The organism is Halorubrum sp. CGM4_25_10-8A (assembly GCF_005435025.1).
Classification (GTDB): Archaea; Halobacteriota; Halobacteria; order Halobacteriales; family Haloferacaceae; genus Halorubrum; species Halorubrum ezzemoulense.
Genome location: NZ_SGTX01000035.1, coordinates 1 through 15,361, shown reverse-complemented (window position 1 = coordinate 15,361; position 15,361 = coordinate 1). Strand labels below are relative to the sequence as shown.

The following is a 15,361-nucleotide window of genomic DNA, read 5'->3' as shown; positions in this document are numbered from 1 at the left end:
CGGACGAAGTGCTCGAACACCGCGCGGTTACCCGGTTCCGGGAACTCGGTCTCGGGGACCGACGACGCGCGGTGTTCGAGCACTTCGTCCGAGACGTCGGTCGTGGGTTCCCACCCCGTCCCCCGCACCGAGGTGACGAGGACGACGAGAAGCGTCGCGACCGCCGCGAGGACGATCGCGGGGGGATTCACGATCGCCACGAGCACGATCGCCAGTGGGTTGAGCATACGAATGGATATGGAGAGGTGGTTTAAGGCCGTTTTGATCGGTCCAACGAGTCGAGACCGTCGCCGCGGAGCGCCCGCCGCGGAGCGACCCCCGGACGAGGCGGGGAGCGGTCCATTTATCGGCCGAGCGGTCGACGGAACGCCCATGGAAGTGAAATCTCGGCACCACCTCCGGAGCGACGAGATCACGGCGATCCGCGAGGCGGTGGCCGACCACCTCGGGGTCGACATCGACGGCGAGGCGTTCGAGTTCGTGGAGTTCGTCGACGCCGGCTACGAGCTCGTCTTAGTCGACGGCGACCCCGCCGTCTTCTACGTCGACGACGACGAGCCTTTCCTCACGGTCCGGGGGGCGAACGACTTCGACCCGGAGACGGGCGTCGTGACGGTCGACGCAGGGGCGATCTCCTTCGTCTCCGACGGCGCCGACGTGATGCGCCCGGGGATCGTCGAGGCCGACGAGGCGATCCGCGCGGGCGACCTCGTCGTCATCGCCGAGGAGACCCACGGGAAGGTGCTGGCGGTGGGCCGCGCGATGGTCGACGGCGACGCGATGGTCGGCGACAGCGGCAAAGTCGTCGAGTCGATCCACCACGTCGGCGACGACCTGTACGAGTTCTCGGTGTGAGCGGTCGGGGAGCGGCGGCCTCGATTCGTTCCGCGACACGTCCCGCGCTCCGCGCATTTTAATCGCCTCGCCCGCGACCCCCGACGTAATGACCGCGATCCGGGTGCTGAGCTACAACGTCCGCTACGCTAACCGGGGCGACCACCACGACGCCTGGCACGACCGCCGAGACGCCGTCGCGCGCCTGGTCCGCTTTCACCGGCCCGACATCGCCGCGTTTCAGGAGCCGCTCCCCGGACAGCGCCGCGACCTCCGCGAGCGACTCCCGGAGTACGAGTTCGTCGGCCGGGGTCGCGCGACCGACGGCGAGGGCGAAGGGTGCCCGATCGGCGTCCGGGGCGACCGCTGGGAAGTCACTCGGAGCGGGACGTTCTGGCTCTCCGAGACCCCGGACTCGCCGTCGGTCGGGTGGGACGCGTCCCACCCGCGGATCGCGACGTGGGCCCGAGTGCGCGCCGTCGACGGCGACGCCGCGCTCCGCGTCGTCAACACGCACTTCGACCACGTGAGCGCGCGGGCGCGGCGCGAGTCCGCCCGCCTGCTGCGCGAGCGGCTCCCGGCGATCGCGACGGGCGACGAAGCCGACGCCGACGGGACGGCCCCGGTCGTCCTCGTCGGCGACCTCAACTGTACGCCCGGGTCGGAGCCGCACCGGATTCTCATCGGCGACGACGCCGGAACCGGGGGGACCGTCGACGGAGGAGCGGTCGACGGAGGGGCGACCGACGACGCGCCCGCGCTTCGCGACGCCGCCGTTGCCGCCGACCTCCGGCACGGCCCGGAGACGAGCCTCACCGACTTCGCCCGCCTCATCGACGGCCGCCGGATCGACCACGCGCTCGTCTCGCCGGAGCTTTCGATCGAGGCGTTCGCGACCCTCGCGGACCGCGACGACCGCGGGCGGTACCCCTCCGACCACCTGCCGATCCTCGCGCGGCTGTCGATGTAGCGGGCCCTCTACTCGTCGTCTGTTTCCGTCTCGTCGTCCGTTGCCTCGTCGGCCTCCCTACCGTCGTCCGTTGCCTCGTCGGCTTCTCTCTCGTCGTCGGTCTCCTCGTCCGCGTACTTCTCCAAGACGGTCTCGTAGCCGCGCTTGGCCGTCTCGTACGTCTCGCGGAGGTCCGCCACCGGCGTCTCGCTCGCGTCGACCCGGAGGTCGTTGTAGTACGGGTCGTCGGTCTCCTCCTCCGTGTTACACACGAGCAGCGCGGCGGACTGGACTTCGAGGTCCTCGCGCTTGTCGCCCCCCGCGGCGTGGCCCGCGGCGAGGGCGTCGATCAGCCGCTCGGCGAGGGGCGCGTCGCCGTGGGCGTCGGACTCGTAGGCGGCCGCGGTGTCCTCGACCACGTCCTCGCCCGTCAGGAGGTTGCCCGCGACGGTGTAGTTCTCTCCCTCCCGGTGGCCGTACCAGCCGTTACACTCGTCGCCGGAGAACGCGAACGTCCCGTCGGCATCGACGCCGTGGAGCTGGCGCTGAGCGCTCCCCTCGTCGGCGTTCAACAGCGCCTCCAGCGCGTCGTCGACCGCGAGCCCGTCGCCGAGGTACTCGATCCCCTTCCGTCCCAGTTCGACGTTGACGAGCGACTGGGTCGCCACCGCGCCGTCGGCCGAGGCGAAGGGACACAGCGTGCCGACGCCCGGCAGGCGGGTGGTCACCGCCACGCCGAACCGGGTCTGGTCGTCGCCGTCCTCGTCGGTGTACCGCTCGCGAACGCAGATGCTGAACGTCACAGGCGTACTGGGACGGCGCCCCGCAAAAGGGTGGGTGCCGGGGTCGATGGTTCCGGTTCTCAGCGACGGGCGCGCGGACAGCGCGCGTCTCGAACGGGGCCCAACCGGGCGCGCGCGAGGGATTCGAGAGAGCCGACGCTCGCCGCCGCCGTAGATCCCACGGGTCGCTGATAAAACCGGTCGAGGGACCGTCGGCGAACCGGTCGGATCCGGTGAGGGCGCAGGCGCCGGTCGCTGAGTGATGCGTGTCAACGGGCGACATACTTATCCGTGGCAATCCCTCTCACATATATAGCCTCGGATACGGGCGAGGCGACCACCGACACCGACGCGCGCCCCGACGACGCGCCGCTCGCGGCTCGACGAGCTGTTGACATGCGCACGAAGAGCGGCCGCTCCGGCCGTCGCGTCGGCCGTCGGCGACCCCGCCGCGCCCCCCGAGCGAACGTGATACGATGGCAGACCGACAAACGCTTGAACGGCTCAGCGAGGAGTACCGGACGGAGGTTCCCGACGACCTCAGAGCGGCGCGCTCGTTCGACTGGTACCTCGACGCGCTGTACGACGACCCCCGGATCGCGCGGAACGCGCACCAGCGCGTCGCGGACATGTTCGACCACTACGGGACGCACTACGACGAGGAGCGCGGCGTCGCCGAGTACGCGCTCGCCGCCGAGGACCCGCTCCACGACGGCGAGAACGTCTTCTACGGCCGCGAGGTCCACGAGGCGATCCACGAGTTCGTCAACAAGGTGAAGTCCGGGGCCCGCGGACTGGGTCCCGAAAAGCGGATCAAGCTCCTGTTGGGGCCGGTCGGCTCTGGGAAGTCGCACTTCGACTGGCTCGTGCGCCGCTACTTCGAGGCGTACACCCGGGAGGACGCGGGGCGGATGTACACCTTCCGGTGGGTCGACCTCTGTTCGGTGATCGACGACCAGGACCCGGACGACGACACGGTCCGCTCCCCGATGAGTCAGGACCCCCTCGTCCTCCTCCCGAAGCCGCAGCGGCAGGCGGTGATCGACGACCTAAACGAGCGGCTCGACGCGCCCTACACGCTTCGGAACGACCAACACCCGGACCCGGCCTCGGAGTTCTACCTGAACGAACTGCTCGCGCACTACGACGACGACCTCCAGCGCGTCCTCGACGAGCACGTCGAGGTCGTCCGGCTCGTCGCAGACGAGAACCGCCGGGAGTGTATCGAGACGTTCGAGCCGAAGGACAAGAAGAACCAGGACGAGACGGAGCTCACCGGCGACGTCAACTACGCCAAGCTCGCCGTCTACGGCGAGTCCGACCCGCGGGCGTTCGACTACGCCGGCGCGTTCTGTAACGCGAACCGCGGCCTGTTCTCCGGCGAGGAACTGCTCAAGCTCCAGCGGGAGTTCCTCTACGACTTCCTCCACGCCTCGCAGGAGTCGACGATCAAGCCGAAGAACAACCCGCGGATCGACATCGATCAAGTGATCGTCGGCCGGACGAACATGCCGGAGTACCGCGAGAAGACCGGCGACGAGAAGATGGAGGCGTTCAACGACCGGACCAAGCGGATCGACTACCCGTACGTGTTGGAGTACGAGAGCGAGGCGGAGATCTACCGGAAGATGCTCGCCAACGCCGACGTGCCCAACGTCCACGTCGAGCCGCACGCGCTGGAGATGGCCGGCCTCTTCGGCGTGCTCACCCGGTTGGAGGAGCCGACCGACGAGACGGTGAGCCTGTTGGAGAAGGCGAAGGCGTACAACGGCGAGCTCGAAGACGAGGAGATCGACCGGCGGAAGCTCCGGGAGGACGCCGCCGAGTCCGCCGACGTCGGCGAGGGGATGGACGGGATCTCCGCGCGGTTCGTCGGCGACGAGATCGCCGAGGCGATCATGGACGCGACCCACCGCGACCGCAGCCACCTCTCCCCGTTGTCCGTCTTCGATCACTTCGAGGCGAACCTCGGCGGGCACGGCTCGATCGCGGCCGACGACCTCGGCCGCTACGAGCGGCTCTTGGAGACCGTCCGCGAGGAGTACCGCGAGCGCGCGATCGAGGACGTGCGCCACGCGCTGGCGTACGACGTGGACGAGCTCCGGCGGCAGGGCGAGAAGTACATGGACCACGTGATGGCGTACATCGACGACGACACCGTCGACGACGAGCTGACCGGCCGCGAGACCGAGCCGGACGAGACGTTCCTGCGCGCGGTCGAGGAACAGCTCGACGTGCCCTCGGACCGCAAGGACGACTTCAGACAGGAGGTGTCGAACTGGATCTCGCGGCGCGCCCGCGAGGGGCGCGGCTTCGACCCGCAGGAGAACGACCGCCTCCGGCGCGCCCTCGAACGGAAGCTGTGGGAGGACAAGAAGCACAACATCAACTTCTCGGCGCTGGTGTCCGCGACCGACCTCGACGACGAGGACCGGAGCGCCTGGGTTTCGGCCTTGGTCGACCGCGGGTATTCGGAGGACGGCGCCGCAGAGGTGTTAGAGTACGCGGGCGCGGCGGTCGCGCGCTCGGAGATAGCGGACGGCGGGGACTGAGATGAGCGAACGCACTCGAACGGACGGCGAGGGGTTCGTCGCCGCGGCCGACGACGCCCTTCGGGGGGCGTACGACCCGCCGATGAGCCTCGAGTCCTACGTCGACCGCGTGTTGGAGAACCCGACCGCGGCCGCCTCCGGGGCGGGGTACGTCCTCGCGGCCGTCGAGTCGTACGGCACTCGTGAGGTCCGCGAGCGGGGCGAGACGCTCGACCGGTACCGGTTCTTCGACGACCCGGCGAACGACGGCGAACACGCCGTGTTGGGCAACACCCGCGCGCTCAACGCGTTCGTCGACGACCTCCGCGCGGCCGCGACGGGGCGCGGGAACGACGAGACGATCGTCTGGATCGACGGCCCGACCGCGACGGGGAAGTCGGAGTTCAAGCGGTGCCTGATAAACGGGCTCCGCGCGTTCTCGAAGACGGACGCCGGGCGCCGGTACACCGTCGAGTGGAACGTCACCGGCGCGGGCGTCGGGAGCGGGGACGGGGCGGGCGCCGCGTCGCTCTCGTACGGCGACGGCGGCGACGCCGGGGAGTGGTACCGCAGCCCGGTCCAGACGCACCCGCTGTCGGTGTTCCCCGAGTCGGTCCGCGAGTCGGTCGCCGACGCGGCCGACGACGACGCGTATCCGATCGCCGCCGACGTGGGGCTCGACCCGTTCAGCCGCGAGGCGTACGACCACCTGGAGTCGACCTACCGCGAGCAGGGGCGCCGCGACCTCTTCTCGGCGATCACCGACCGCGACCACCTCCGCGTGACGAGCTACGTCGTCGACGTCGGGCGGGGGGTCGGCGTCCTCCACGCCGAGGACGACGGGACCCCCAAAGAGCGGCTCGTCGGCTCGTGGATGGGCGGCATGTTGCGCGAGCTCGACTCGCGCGGCCGGAAGAACCCGCAGGCGTTCAGCTACGACGGCGTCCTCTCGCAGGGGAACGGGGTCGCCACCGTCGTCGAGGACGCCAGCCAGCACGCGGACCTGCTCCGGCGGCTGCTCAACGTCCCCGACGAGCGGCGCGTGAAGCTCGACAAGGGGATCGGGATGGACTTAGACACCCAGCTGATCGTCATCTCGAATCCCGACCTCGACGCCGAGTTGGACCGGCACGCCGAGCGCGGCGACGCCGACCCGCTGAAGGCGCTGAAGCGCCGGCTCTCGAAACACGAGTTCCGATACCTCACGAACCGCCGCTTGGAGGCGCGGCTGCTCCGGCGGGAGATCGCCGGGGCGACGGCGGTCGAGGACGGTAGCGTCGGCGCGAGCGGCGCGGCCGCCCCGGACGCCGGTGACGGCAGGGACCGCGACCCCGGAGCGGCGCCGCTGTCGGTCGCGGTGCGGGAGTCGGACGGGACGGTCGCCGAGCGCGAGATCGCGCCCCACGCGATCGGGGCCGCGGCGCTGTACGCGGTCGTCACGCGGCTCGACGCGGACGACCTGCCCGGCGACCTCGACCTGATCGAGACCGCCGAGCTGTACGAGACCGGCGAGGTCCGCCGCGGGGACGACGCGGTCACCGTTGCCGACGTGGACCTCGCCGAGGGGGACGGCCGAAACGGGATCCCCGTGACGTACGCGCGCGACGCGGTCGCGGACCTGCTCTCGTCGACCGCCGACCGGAGCCACCCGGAGCTTCCCGTCGAGCGAGTGATCACGCCGACGGACGTGCTCGACGCGCTCGCCGACGGGCTCGTCGACGCCCCCGTCTTCTCGCGGGCCGAGGCGGCGGAGTTCGACGGGCGGCGCGAGCCGGTCGCGACGCAGATCCGCGAGCGGCAGCGGGAGGACGTGATCGACGCGATCCTCGCCGCGGAGACCGTCTCGGCGGAGACCGTCGCCGAGTACGTCGAACACGTGTACGCGTGGGACGACGACGACCCGACGGAGCGCGGACGCGCGGACGAGGCGCCGGACCCGCTCGCGATGAAGGTGTTCGAGACGGAGACGCTCGGGCGGTTCGACGAGAGCGACTACCGCGGGACCGACCCGGGCCGGGCCGTCGAGAGCTTCCGGCGCGAGCGCGTGATCCGGGGACTCACGCGGTACGCGTGGCGGAACCGCGGCGACGCGTTCAGCGTCGACGACGTGGAGCTCGCCGAGGTGCCGGAGCTGAAGGCCGTTATCGACGCGAACGACCTCGCCGACGTGAAGCGGCGGTTCCCCGACCTCGATCCGGCGGCGTGGGCCGACCCGCCGACCGACACCGAGACGGAACGGGTGAAGGCGGAGACGATCGACCGCCTGTGCGACCGCGGCTACACGCCGGCGTCCGCGGAACTGACGAGCCGGGCGGTGATGGAGCAGGTCCGCAAGGAGTGGCCCGATATCGACGGTGAGCGGGCCGGCGACGCGGGTCCGAGCGACGGTGCCGGTCCCGACGGAGGTGGTGACCCGTGGGACTGACCGAGGACCGCGAGCGGTTCCGCGAGGTCGGCGAGACGCGCCGGGCGGACCTCGCAGAGTTCATCAGCCACGGCGACCTCGGCGGGTCCGGCGCGGACCGGATCCGGATCCCGATCAAGCTCGTCGACCTCCCCGCGTTCGAGTACGACCAGCGCTCCGCCGGCGGCGTGGGACAGGGGGGCGACGGCCAGCCGCAGCCCGGCCAGCCGGTCGACCCCGAGCCCGGCGACGGCGACGAGGCGGGCGACCCCGGCGAGGAGGGCGGCGACCACGAGTACTACGAGATGGACCCGGAGGAGTTCGCCCGCGAGCTCGACGAGGCGCTCGGGCTCGACCTCGAACCGAAGGGGAAGCAAGTGATCGAGGAGGTGGAGGGTGACTTCACCGACACCGCCCGCGCCGGCCCGCGGGGGACCCTCGACGTCGACGAGTTCTTCAAGCGGGGGTTAAAACGCCACCTCGCCACCGACTTCGACGGGGCGTACGTCCGGGAGGGCCTGTTCGTCGACGGCGCCGACGTGGACAACGTCTTCGCGTGGGCGCGCGATGAGGGCGTCCCGGTCTCGCGGGCGTGGATCGCCGACGCCGCCGCGACCCTCGCGGACGAGCGGGGCGAACCGGTCGCCGCGCTTGACCGCTGGGAGAGCTTCGAGGCGCTCGACGACGGGGTGGACCACGAGCCCGTCACGCACCGGATCCGGCGCGAGGGGCTCGACAGCGTTCCGTTCCGCAGCGAGGACGAGCGGTTCCGTCACCCGGAGGTGATAGAGAAGCGCGAGCGCAACGTCGTGGTGATCAACGTCCGCGACGCCTCCGGCTCGATGCGCGAGACGAAACGCGAGCTCGTCGAGCGCGTGTTCACGCCGATGGACTGGTACCTGACCGGGAAGTACGACGCCGCCGAGTTCCGGTACGTCGTCCACGACGCGGAGGCGTGGGAGGTCGACCGCGAGGAGTTCTTCGGGATCCAGTCGGGCGGCGGAACCCGGATTTCGAGCGCCTACGAGCTCGTCGAGGAACTGCTGGAGGAGTACCCGTACAGCGAGTGGAACCGGTACGTGTTCGCCGCGGGCGACTCCGAGAACGCCGGTAGCGACACCACGAACAACGTGATCCCGCTGATGGAGTCGATCGACGCCAACCTCCACGCGTACGTCGAGACCCAGCCCGGCGACGGCGCGGCGAACGCCCGCCACGCCGACGAGGTCGAGTCCGCGTTCGGCGACGCCGACGACGTGGCCGTCGCGCGCGTCTCGGAACCGGACGACGTCACGGACGCCATCTACGAGATCCTCAGCACGGAGTCTGACGGCGGCGGGAGCGCTCCCGCCGGAACGACCGCGGCGCGGCGGACCGACGGAGGTGAACGCAGATGAGAGACGACCGGATCGAGGCGAAGCGCGAGGCCGACGCCCTCGACGAGCCGGCCGAGGAGGCCCGCGAGCTGGCCGAGCGGCTCGGGTTGGAGCCGTACCCGGTGCGGTACTGGGTGGTCGACCACGACCAGATGAACGAGCTGATCGCCTACGGCGGCTTCCAGCGCCGGTACCCGCACTGGCGGTGGGGGATGAACTACGAGCGGCAGCGCAAGAAGGACCGCCACGGGCTCGGGAAGGCGTTCGAGATCGTCAACAACGACGACCCGGCCCACGCGTTCCTCCAGGAGTCGAACGCGGCGGCCGACCAGAAGGCGGTGATCACCCACGTCGAGGCGCACGCGGACTTCTTCGCGAACAACGAGTGGTTCGGGCTGTACGCCGACCGCGGCGAGGGCGGCCCGAACGCCGCGGCGCGGTTGGAGCGCAACGCCGACCGGATCGCGGCGATCGCGAAGCGGGCCGACGTCGACCGCGACGAAGTCGAACGCCTGATCGACGCCGTGAGCGCGCTGGAGGACACGATCGACCAGCACAGCCCGGTCGACGCCGCGCGGTCCGTCGAGGAGCCGGGGATCGCGGACGACGTGAGCGGCGACGGCGACGACGCGCTCGACGCGATAGAGGCCCGGATCGACGACCTCGACCTCTCCGAGGAGGTGCGCCGGGACGTGTTCGACGACGAGTGGCTCGAAGCGCGCGGGGAGGGCGTCGAGCCGGAGGAGCCCCGCCCGGACGTGCTCGCGTTCCTGCGCGACCACGGGAAGCGGTACGACCCGGATAGCGGGAAGGCGGTCGACCGCGAGCCGTGGGAGACGACCGTCGTCGACGCGATCCGCGAGGAGGCGTACTACTTCGCCGGGCAGAAGCAGACGAAGGTGATGAACGAGGGGTGGGCGACGTACTGGGAGTCGCTGATGATGGGCGGCGAGGGGTTCGCCGGCGAGGACGAGTTCCTCACGTACGCCGACCACATGTCCCGGGTGCTCGGCTCGCCCGGCCTCAACCCGTATAAGCTCGGCTTCGAGCTGTGGACGCACGTGGAGCTGCGCGCCGCGCGCCGAGAGGTGATCGACAAGCTGCTCCGGGTCGACGGGGTGACGCCGGAGAACTTCCACTCGCGGATCGACCTCGACGAGGTCGCGACCCTGCTCGAACCCCACCCGGCGGTCGCGGGCGCCGGCCCGGCGACGCTGGACGAACTCGCCGACCTCGCCGCCGACGGCGATCCGCGCGTCGACGCCGAGGCGGTCGACCGGGCGCTGTCCGCTCGGCGCGGAGACGGCGACTGCGCGTCGGCCGACGGCGAGGAGATTGACGTGGAGCGGTACCCGTGGAAGCTCCTCACGCGCGAGGGGCTCGCGGAGCGCCACTACGTCCTCTCGCGGCCGGAACACCGGGGCGCGCTCCGGAACGTCTCTCGGGAGACGCTCGAAGAGCAGGCGCGGTACCTGTTCGACGTGGACCGGTACGCGACGGTCGCCGAGGCGATCGCCGACGTCGACCGCGCGGCCGGCTGGGAGCGGATGTTCGAGGTCCGCGAGAGCCACAACGACGTGACGTTCATCGACGCGTTCCTCACCGACGAGTTCGTGCGCGAGGGGAACTACTTCACCTACGAGTACAGCCGAGCCGCCGAGGAACACCGCGTCGCCAGCGTCGACGCCGACGACGTTCGGAAGAAGCTGCTCCTCCGGTTCACCAACTTCGGGAAGCCGACGATCGTCGTGTTGGACGGGAACTTCCGCAACCGGGGGGAGCTACTCATCGGCCACCGGTACAACGGCGTCGCGCTCGACGAGGAGCTCGCCAAAGCGACGCTGAAGCGCGTGTTCGAGCTGTGGGGTCGCCCGGTGAACCTGGCGACGATCCGCGTCGAGTACGACGACGGGGCCGTCCGGCGCGCCAAGCGACGCGGCGAGGAGCCGGAGGGAACCGAGGTCGGCGTGCGCTTCCAGTACGACGGCGGCGAAGTGACGGAACACGACCTCGACGAGTCGATCCGGGAACGGATCACCGCGGACGAGGTCGACTACGACACGAAGCCGGACGACTGGCTGGCGTGATCCGGGCGGGCGTCCCCCTCGGCCGGCGCCGGCGGGCCGACGCTCAGGCGAGGTCGCCGACCAGTTCCGCCACCGCCGCGACCTCCTCCTCGTTGATCCCGTGGCCCATGCCCTCGTAGATCCGTTCGTCCACGTCGGCCCCGAGCGCCTCCAACACCGCGGTCGTCTCGTGGACCCGCTCCTCGGGGATGTGCGGGTCGACGTCGCTACAGCCGACGAACGCAGGGGTGCTGGCGAGGGGGCCTGTCGCGTCGTCGCCCGCTCCGCTCCCGCGGTCGCCGGTCGCGAGGTAGTCGTCGACCTCGACCGCCTCGCCGATCAGCCCGCCGCTGAACACTGCGAGTCCGCCGTAGCGGCCGGGATCGCGGGCGACGAACTCGCTCGCGAGACAGGCGCCCTGCGAGAAGCCGGCGACGAGGACGCGGTCGCGATCGATCTCGGCGTCTGTCGCGCGGTCGACGGCCGCGTCGACCGCCCGAAGGCCCGAGGTCCGCCCCGGCTCGTTGTCCGCGACCGGCGCGAGGAACGAGTTCGGATACCAGGTGTTCCCGGCGGCCGCCGGCGCGAGGATCGCCACGTCGCGGTCGCCGGCGAGCCGTTCGCCCAAGTCGACGACGCTGCGGGCGGTCGCGCCGCGACCGTGGACGAGTACGAGCGCCGCGCCCGCGTCGTCGAGCGGCGTTCCGGCCGTGACCAGCGGCTCGTCGCCGTGCGGGTCGTCGCCCGCGTGCGGGCCCTGAGCGCCGTCCGCCATCTCAGACCCCCACGCCGGCGTCGGCGTCGGGCAGGTCGTGTTTGTTTACCGGCAGGCCGAGCTCCTCCAGCGCGCCCTCCATGTGGCGGTCCTGCGCGAAGTCGGCGCCGTCCTCCTCGCGGAGCCGCTGCGCGGTCGCGAGCACCTCGCCCTTGCGGTCGTCGGGTATCTCGTATTTGTCGGCGGACAGCTCGATGACGAGCCCGTTGTTGTCTTGGGTGTAAATCGAGTGGAAGATGCCGCGGTCGAAGACGTTGTACCCCTTCCCTGCCTCTTCGAGCGCCGCCATGATATCCTCGTACTCGTCGGGCTCGACGGTGAAACACAGGTGGTGGACGGCGCCCGTGTTGACGCGCTGGCCGCGCGCGGACGCCCGCTCGTCGCTCACGAACACCGTGAGGATCCGCCCGTCGCCGGTGTCGAAGAAGAGGTGCGTCTGCGAGGGGTCGTCGAGGTTCGGCTGTCGCAACACGAGCGGCATCCCGAGCAGGTCGCGGTAGAACGCGAGCGTGTCCTCCTCGTTGCTGCCCCAGACCGTGACGTGGTCGGTACCGCTGGTGTGGAACGGTGCGTCAGGGAGCTTCGACGTGACCGGAGCCGCGCTCTCGTCGCTCATACCGATCGGAAGGCGACCGAGTCGTATAAACCCGAAAGGGACGGGACCGTGACCGGCTGACACCGGTGTTATCGGTCAGAATTGCGTCCGATGCCGTCAGCCGCCGTACTCCGCGCGAAACCGATCGACGAGCCACCGAGTGGCGCGTTTTCGGTCCCCGTCGGGCACGTAGACGAACGGGATCGGGGTGTCGAAGGCGCGCTCGCCGTACAGCCCCCAGTCGCCGGCCGACCGCGTCGTCCCGCCGTACGCGATCGGAATGTCGGCCAGCTCGGAGGGCTCGTACTCGGGGACGTACGAGCGTTCGATCCACACGTCGTGAGGCGGGACGTCCAGTTCCGCCGCGAGTTCGTGTTCGAGGCGCTCGTCGCCCGAGACGAGCCACTCGCCGAACGCCTCGCGGTCGACCTCGATCCGGTCGGCGTAGGCGATCCGATGTTTCCAGCAGGTCGTCGGGAACTGCCGCGTCCGATACCGGTCGTACAGCGTCGCGAACGTGGTGTCCGGGCGGTCGCGCGCGAGCCGGCGCAGTCGCTCCGCGACGGTGTTGTCGTCGATCTCGCCGTCGAGGATCCCGTCTATCGTCACCGGCGGATCGCCGGTCAGCTCGGCCGCTCGCTCGGTGAGATCGCGGAGCAGCGCGTTCGCGTACACCGACTTGTGGTGCTGGGTCACCCACATGTACAGCGCGATCCGGCCCTCCAAGTAGTTCCCGAGCGTCGAGAGCGCCTTCTCGGAGAGCGCGAGCCCCTCGTCGGGGTGCGCCGTGTAGGCGTCGACCATGCGATCGGTGTCGAAGTTCAACACGTTCGCGCCCGTCATCCAGTTGTCTCGGGAGATGTAGTCGAGGCGGTCGACGTCGACAGGCGAGTGAAGCAGCTGGGCTCCGAGGCCGTGCTGCCACGGTCCGCCCCGCTCGTACACCAGACTGTACCCCAAGACGTACCCGCACACCTCCTCCGGGTCGACCGACAGGGATCGGAGCGCGTCGCCGAAGCGGTCGAGTATCAGGAGACAGCTCATGAGTTCGTGCGGACTCGCCCCGAGAAGTGGCGTGTCATCGAGCCCCGCCTCGCGAAGCGACGCGACGAAGCCCCGCTCCGCGAGCCGGTCTCGGAGTGCCGTCGCGTCGAGATGCCGCTCGCAGACGTGCGAGAACGGCGGATGGCCGACATCGTGGAGCAGACACGCACACTCCAGCGTCGACTGAATCTCGTCGAGCGTGTCCGAGGACGTGTTCCGGGTGAAATACGGCTCCTCACGGAGGTTTTCGAAGACGCGGCGGCCGAGGTGGTAGACGCCGAGGCTGTGTTCGAACCGCGTGTGGTTGGCGGCCGGATAGACGAGGTGGGTCGCCGAGAGCTGCTTGACGTACCGCAGCCGCTGAAACGCCGACGTGTCGATTACGCGATCAACGACCGCGTCGTCGAGTTCGATGTACCCGTGAACGGGATCTTTGATCTGTGTCGTCATGTGTACAGCGACGCCGTCATCGCCTCCAGACCGCCGGTGCGACGCCGAGCGTCCGGACGGCGAACGGATAGGCGAAAGCGATAGCGAGCACGAGCACCAACGACGCGACGACACCGAGCCCGCCGGTGATCGGGTCGGCGACCGCCAGCGCAGCGAACATGGCGACGAACATCACCGCCCAGTGGGGGGCCAGCTGTCGCACCTTCTCTCCTGTCGAACTCATGCCCGCCGTAGCGGTGCCGTCCGGTAGTGGCTGTCGGTCGAAACGTAGCATCGAAGCGAAACGAACGCCCCGACTCGGCCGGCTGTCAGTACCGCGACGGGATGAACGCCAGCCCAGCGAGCATGATGGAGGACAGCACCGAGAGGACGAGCACGCGCGAGAGGCCGCTGTTGTACTGGTTGAACTGGTCTATCTCGGAGACCTGCGCCTCGTACGCCTCGATGTCCGACGACATCCGAAGCGTCGAGGCGTCGGGGAAGTGCGCAACGTAGTCCGTGCCGCCGATCGTTACCACCGAGTGCTGGGAGAACTCCACGGTCTCCGTCTCGGTCGTCTCCCACACGAGTACGGCACCGTCAGCGGTCACACCGTCGACCGTAACCGTCTGTCCGTCGTACCCGAGGGTCTCGCCCACCTCGTACGAGCGCTGCTCGGGCGCCGGGAAGTACTCGTCGACGGGCACCAGCGTCCGTTCGCCGGAGTCGTCCGTCACGGCGACGTACTCGCCGTCGTCGAGCGTGACCGTCTCGTTCTCGGCCGCGTCGTCGGCGCCGAGGATCGCCTGCCGGTCGAGCACCTCGACGAGCGTGAACTCGGTCGCGTTCTCCCCCGTGACCTCGACGCGCCACTCGCGGTCACCGACCGTAACCGTCGAACCGTTCGCCCACGTCTCGGAGGTCTCCGCGGTGAACTCCCGCTCGAGCGTTCCGGTGATGACGGTCGTCGCCGCACCACCGTGCCCGCCTCCGCCCTCTTCCGTCTCGGAGATGTCGGCCACAACGTACGACTCACCACCGACTTCGACCGAGTCACCCTGCGAGGCGTCGACCTCCGGATTCTCGAGCGTGATCTCTGGACTATCGGCCGTCGCGGTCAGCGCGCCCGCCACGCCCGCGACGGCGAGGAACAGCGCGACAAACACGGCCACAGCGCGTCGTTGCATAGTTGACGCATGGGTCACCCGGTGTTTAACGGTTACTAAGCGGGTCAGTTCACGGGACCGACCTCGCGACGTACCGAGACCGAATCAAGAAGCCAAGGGCCGGATTTGAACCGGCGTTGGGCGGCTCTGCAGGCCGCTGCGTCTGACCAGACTCTGCCACCTTGGCGCTGTCCGAACGTACCGCTGTGGAGCGTTTAAGCCTAGCGGTCGCGCGTCAACGCCCTCGCTACTCGCTATACGTTAAAAAAGCCCACGGACATACGTCCGTGGGCTGAGTGGGAGTATTCTCCCGGATGAGTGGGCAGGCGGCGACCCGTGGTTCCCAGAGGATCGCTCACTCCAGTACTTCACGGTACGCTGGTGGGCTTAACTTCCGTGTTCGGAATGGG

Annotated in this window: 12 protein-coding genes, 1 tRNA gene, 1 rRNA gene and 1 pseudogene; 6 read left to right on the top strand and 9 right to left on the bottom strand. The window is 69.8% G+C overall.

Annotated elements, in window-relative coordinates:
• Positions 1 to 227: pseudogene (locus EXE52_RS17760) on the bottom strand ((2Fe-2S)-binding protein); the annotation flags it as partial.
• Positions 228 to 372: 145 nt separating this feature from the next.
• On the opposite strand from EXE52_RS17760, the gene EXE52_RS17755 reads away from it, so the two are divergent.
• Positions 373 to 855: an RNA-binding protein gene (locus EXE52_RS17755; RefSeq protein WP_049932869.1), complete on the top strand. Its 483-nt coding sequence runs from the start codon at positions 373 to 375 to the stop codon at positions 853 to 855.
• Positions 856 to 943: 88 nt separating this feature from the next.
• A complete protein-coding gene (locus tag EXE52_RS17750) occupies positions 944 to 1,804 on the top strand; it encodes an endonuclease/exonuclease/phosphatase family protein (protein WP_089308711.1) in 861 nt (286 codons plus the stop codon).
• A gap of 8 nt (positions 1,805 to 1,812) precedes the next feature.
• Here the strand turns inward: EXE52_RS17750 and EXE52_RS17745 are convergent, their stop codons facing one another.
• Positions 1,813 to 2,586 carry a DUF1028 domain-containing protein gene (locus EXE52_RS17745; protein WP_094552241.1) on the bottom strand — a complete coding sequence of 258 codons (774 nt, stop codon included), beginning with the start codon at positions 2,584 to 2,586 and terminating at the stop codon, positions 1,813 to 1,815.
• Between the two features lie 455 nt (positions 2,587 to 3,041).
• Here EXE52_RS17745 and EXE52_RS17740 point away from each other — a divergent pair, with 455 nt between their 5' ends.
• From EXE52_RS17740 to EXE52_RS17725, 4 genes are read left to right on the top strand one after another with little or no spacing between them, the layout of a single operon-like run.
• The gene (locus tag EXE52_RS17740; RefSeq protein ID WP_049932872.1) at positions 3,042 to 5,117 is read left to right on the top strand and encodes a PrkA family serine protein kinase; all 2,076 of its coding nucleotides are present in this window, start codon (positions 3,042 to 3,044) and stop codon (positions 5,115 to 5,117) included.
• 1 nt (position 5,118) lies between these two features.
• Positions 5,119 to 7,521: a kinase anchor protein gene (locus EXE52_RS17735; RefSeq protein WP_137703989.1), complete on the top strand. Its 2,403-nt coding sequence runs from the start codon at positions 5,119 to 5,121 to the stop codon at positions 7,519 to 7,521.
• A complete protein-coding gene (locus EXE52_RS17730; RefSeq protein ID WP_137703988.1) occupies positions 7,512 to 8,897 on the top strand; it encodes a DUF444 family protein in 1,386 nt (461 codons plus the stop codon). Before EXE52_RS17735 ends, EXE52_RS17730 begins: the two co-directional genes overlap by 10 nt.
• Entirely contained in the window at positions 8,894 to 10,963 is a 2,070-nt protein-coding gene (locus EXE52_RS17725; RefSeq protein WP_137703987.1) for a SpoVR family protein, read from the top strand. Before EXE52_RS17730 ends, EXE52_RS17725 begins: the two co-directional genes overlap by 4 nt.
• Before the next feature lie 43 nt (positions 10,964 to 11,006).
• Here the strand turns inward: EXE52_RS17725 and EXE52_RS17720 are convergent, their stop codons facing one another.
• The 7 genes from EXE52_RS17720 to rrf all read right to left on the bottom strand — a co-directional run.
• Positions 11,007 to 11,717 carry an alpha/beta hydrolase gene (locus EXE52_RS17720; RefSeq protein WP_089308716.1) on the bottom strand — a complete coding sequence of 237 codons (711 nt, stop codon included), beginning with the start codon at positions 11,715 to 11,717 and terminating at the stop codon, positions 11,007 to 11,009.
• A 1-nt stretch (position 11,718) separates the two neighbouring features.
• Positions 11,719 to 12,333, bottom strand: a complete 615-nt coding sequence (locus EXE52_RS17715) for a VOC family protein (RefSeq protein WP_049932877.1) — start codon at positions 12,331 to 12,333, stop codon at positions 11,719 to 11,721.
• Positions 12,334 to 12,429: 96 nt separating this feature from the next.
• Positions 12,430 to 13,806 carry an HD domain-containing protein gene (locus EXE52_RS17710; protein ID WP_137703986.1) on the bottom strand — a complete coding sequence of 459 codons (1,377 nt, stop codon included), beginning with the start codon at positions 13,804 to 13,806 and terminating at the stop codon, positions 12,430 to 12,432.
• Between the two features lie 16 nt (positions 13,807 to 13,822).
• Positions 13,823 to 14,029 carry a hypothetical protein gene (locus tag EXE52_RS17705; RefSeq protein ID WP_137703985.1) on the bottom strand — a complete coding sequence of 69 codons (207 nt, stop codon included), beginning with the start codon at positions 14,027 to 14,029 and terminating at the stop codon, positions 13,823 to 13,825.
• An 85-nt stretch (positions 14,030 to 14,114) separates the two neighbouring features.
• Entirely contained in the window at positions 14,115 to 14,957 is an 843-nt protein-coding gene (locus tag EXE52_RS17700; RefSeq protein WP_137703990.1) for a hypothetical protein, read from the bottom strand.
• Positions 14,958 to 15,062: 105 nt separating this feature from the next.
• Positions 15,063 to 15,138: transfer RNA gene (locus EXE52_RS17695), tRNA-Cys, on the bottom strand.
• 134 nt (positions 15,139 to 15,272) lie between these two features.
• A 5S ribosomal RNA gene (gene rrf / locus EXE52_RS17690) occupies positions 15,273 to 15,361 on the bottom strand; the annotation flags it as partial.

Excerpts from the sequence above, each read along its gene's own strand:
- EXE52_RS17755 (WP_049932869.1), top strand. The coding sequence starts at position 373 with ATGGAAGTGAAATCTCGGCACCACCTCCGGAGCGACGAGATCACGGCG.
- EXE52_RS17750 (WP_089308711.1), top strand. The coding sequence starts at position 944 with ATGACCGCGATCCGGGTGCTGAGCTACAACGTCCGCTACGCTAACCGG.
- EXE52_RS17710 (WP_137703986.1), bottom strand. The coding sequence starts at position 13,806 with ATGACGACACAGATCAAAGATCCCGTTCACGGGTACATCGAACTCGAC.
- EXE52_RS17735 (WP_137703989.1), top strand. The coding sequence starts at position 5,119 with ATGAGCGAACGCACTCGAACGGACGGCGAGGGGTTCGTCGCCGCGGCC.
- EXE52_RS17705 (WP_137703985.1), bottom strand. The coding sequence starts at position 14,029 with ATGAGTTCGACAGGAGAGAAGGTGCGACAGCTGGCCCCCCACTGGGCG.
- EXE52_RS17740 (WP_049932872.1), top strand. The coding sequence starts at position 3,042 with ATGGCAGACCGACAAACGCTTGAACGGCTCAGCGAGGAGTACCGGACG.
- EXE52_RS17725 (WP_137703987.1), top strand. The coding sequence starts at position 8,894 with ATGAGAGACGACCGGATCGAGGCGAAGCGCGAGGCCGACGCCCTCGAC.
- EXE52_RS17715 (WP_049932877.1), bottom strand. The coding sequence starts at position 12,333 with ATGAGCGACGAGAGCGCGGCTCCGGTCACGTCGAAGCTCCCTGACGCA.
- EXE52_RS17720 (WP_089308716.1), bottom strand. The coding sequence starts at position 11,717 with ATGGCGGACGGCGCTCAGGGCCCGCACGCGGGCGACGACCCGCACGGC.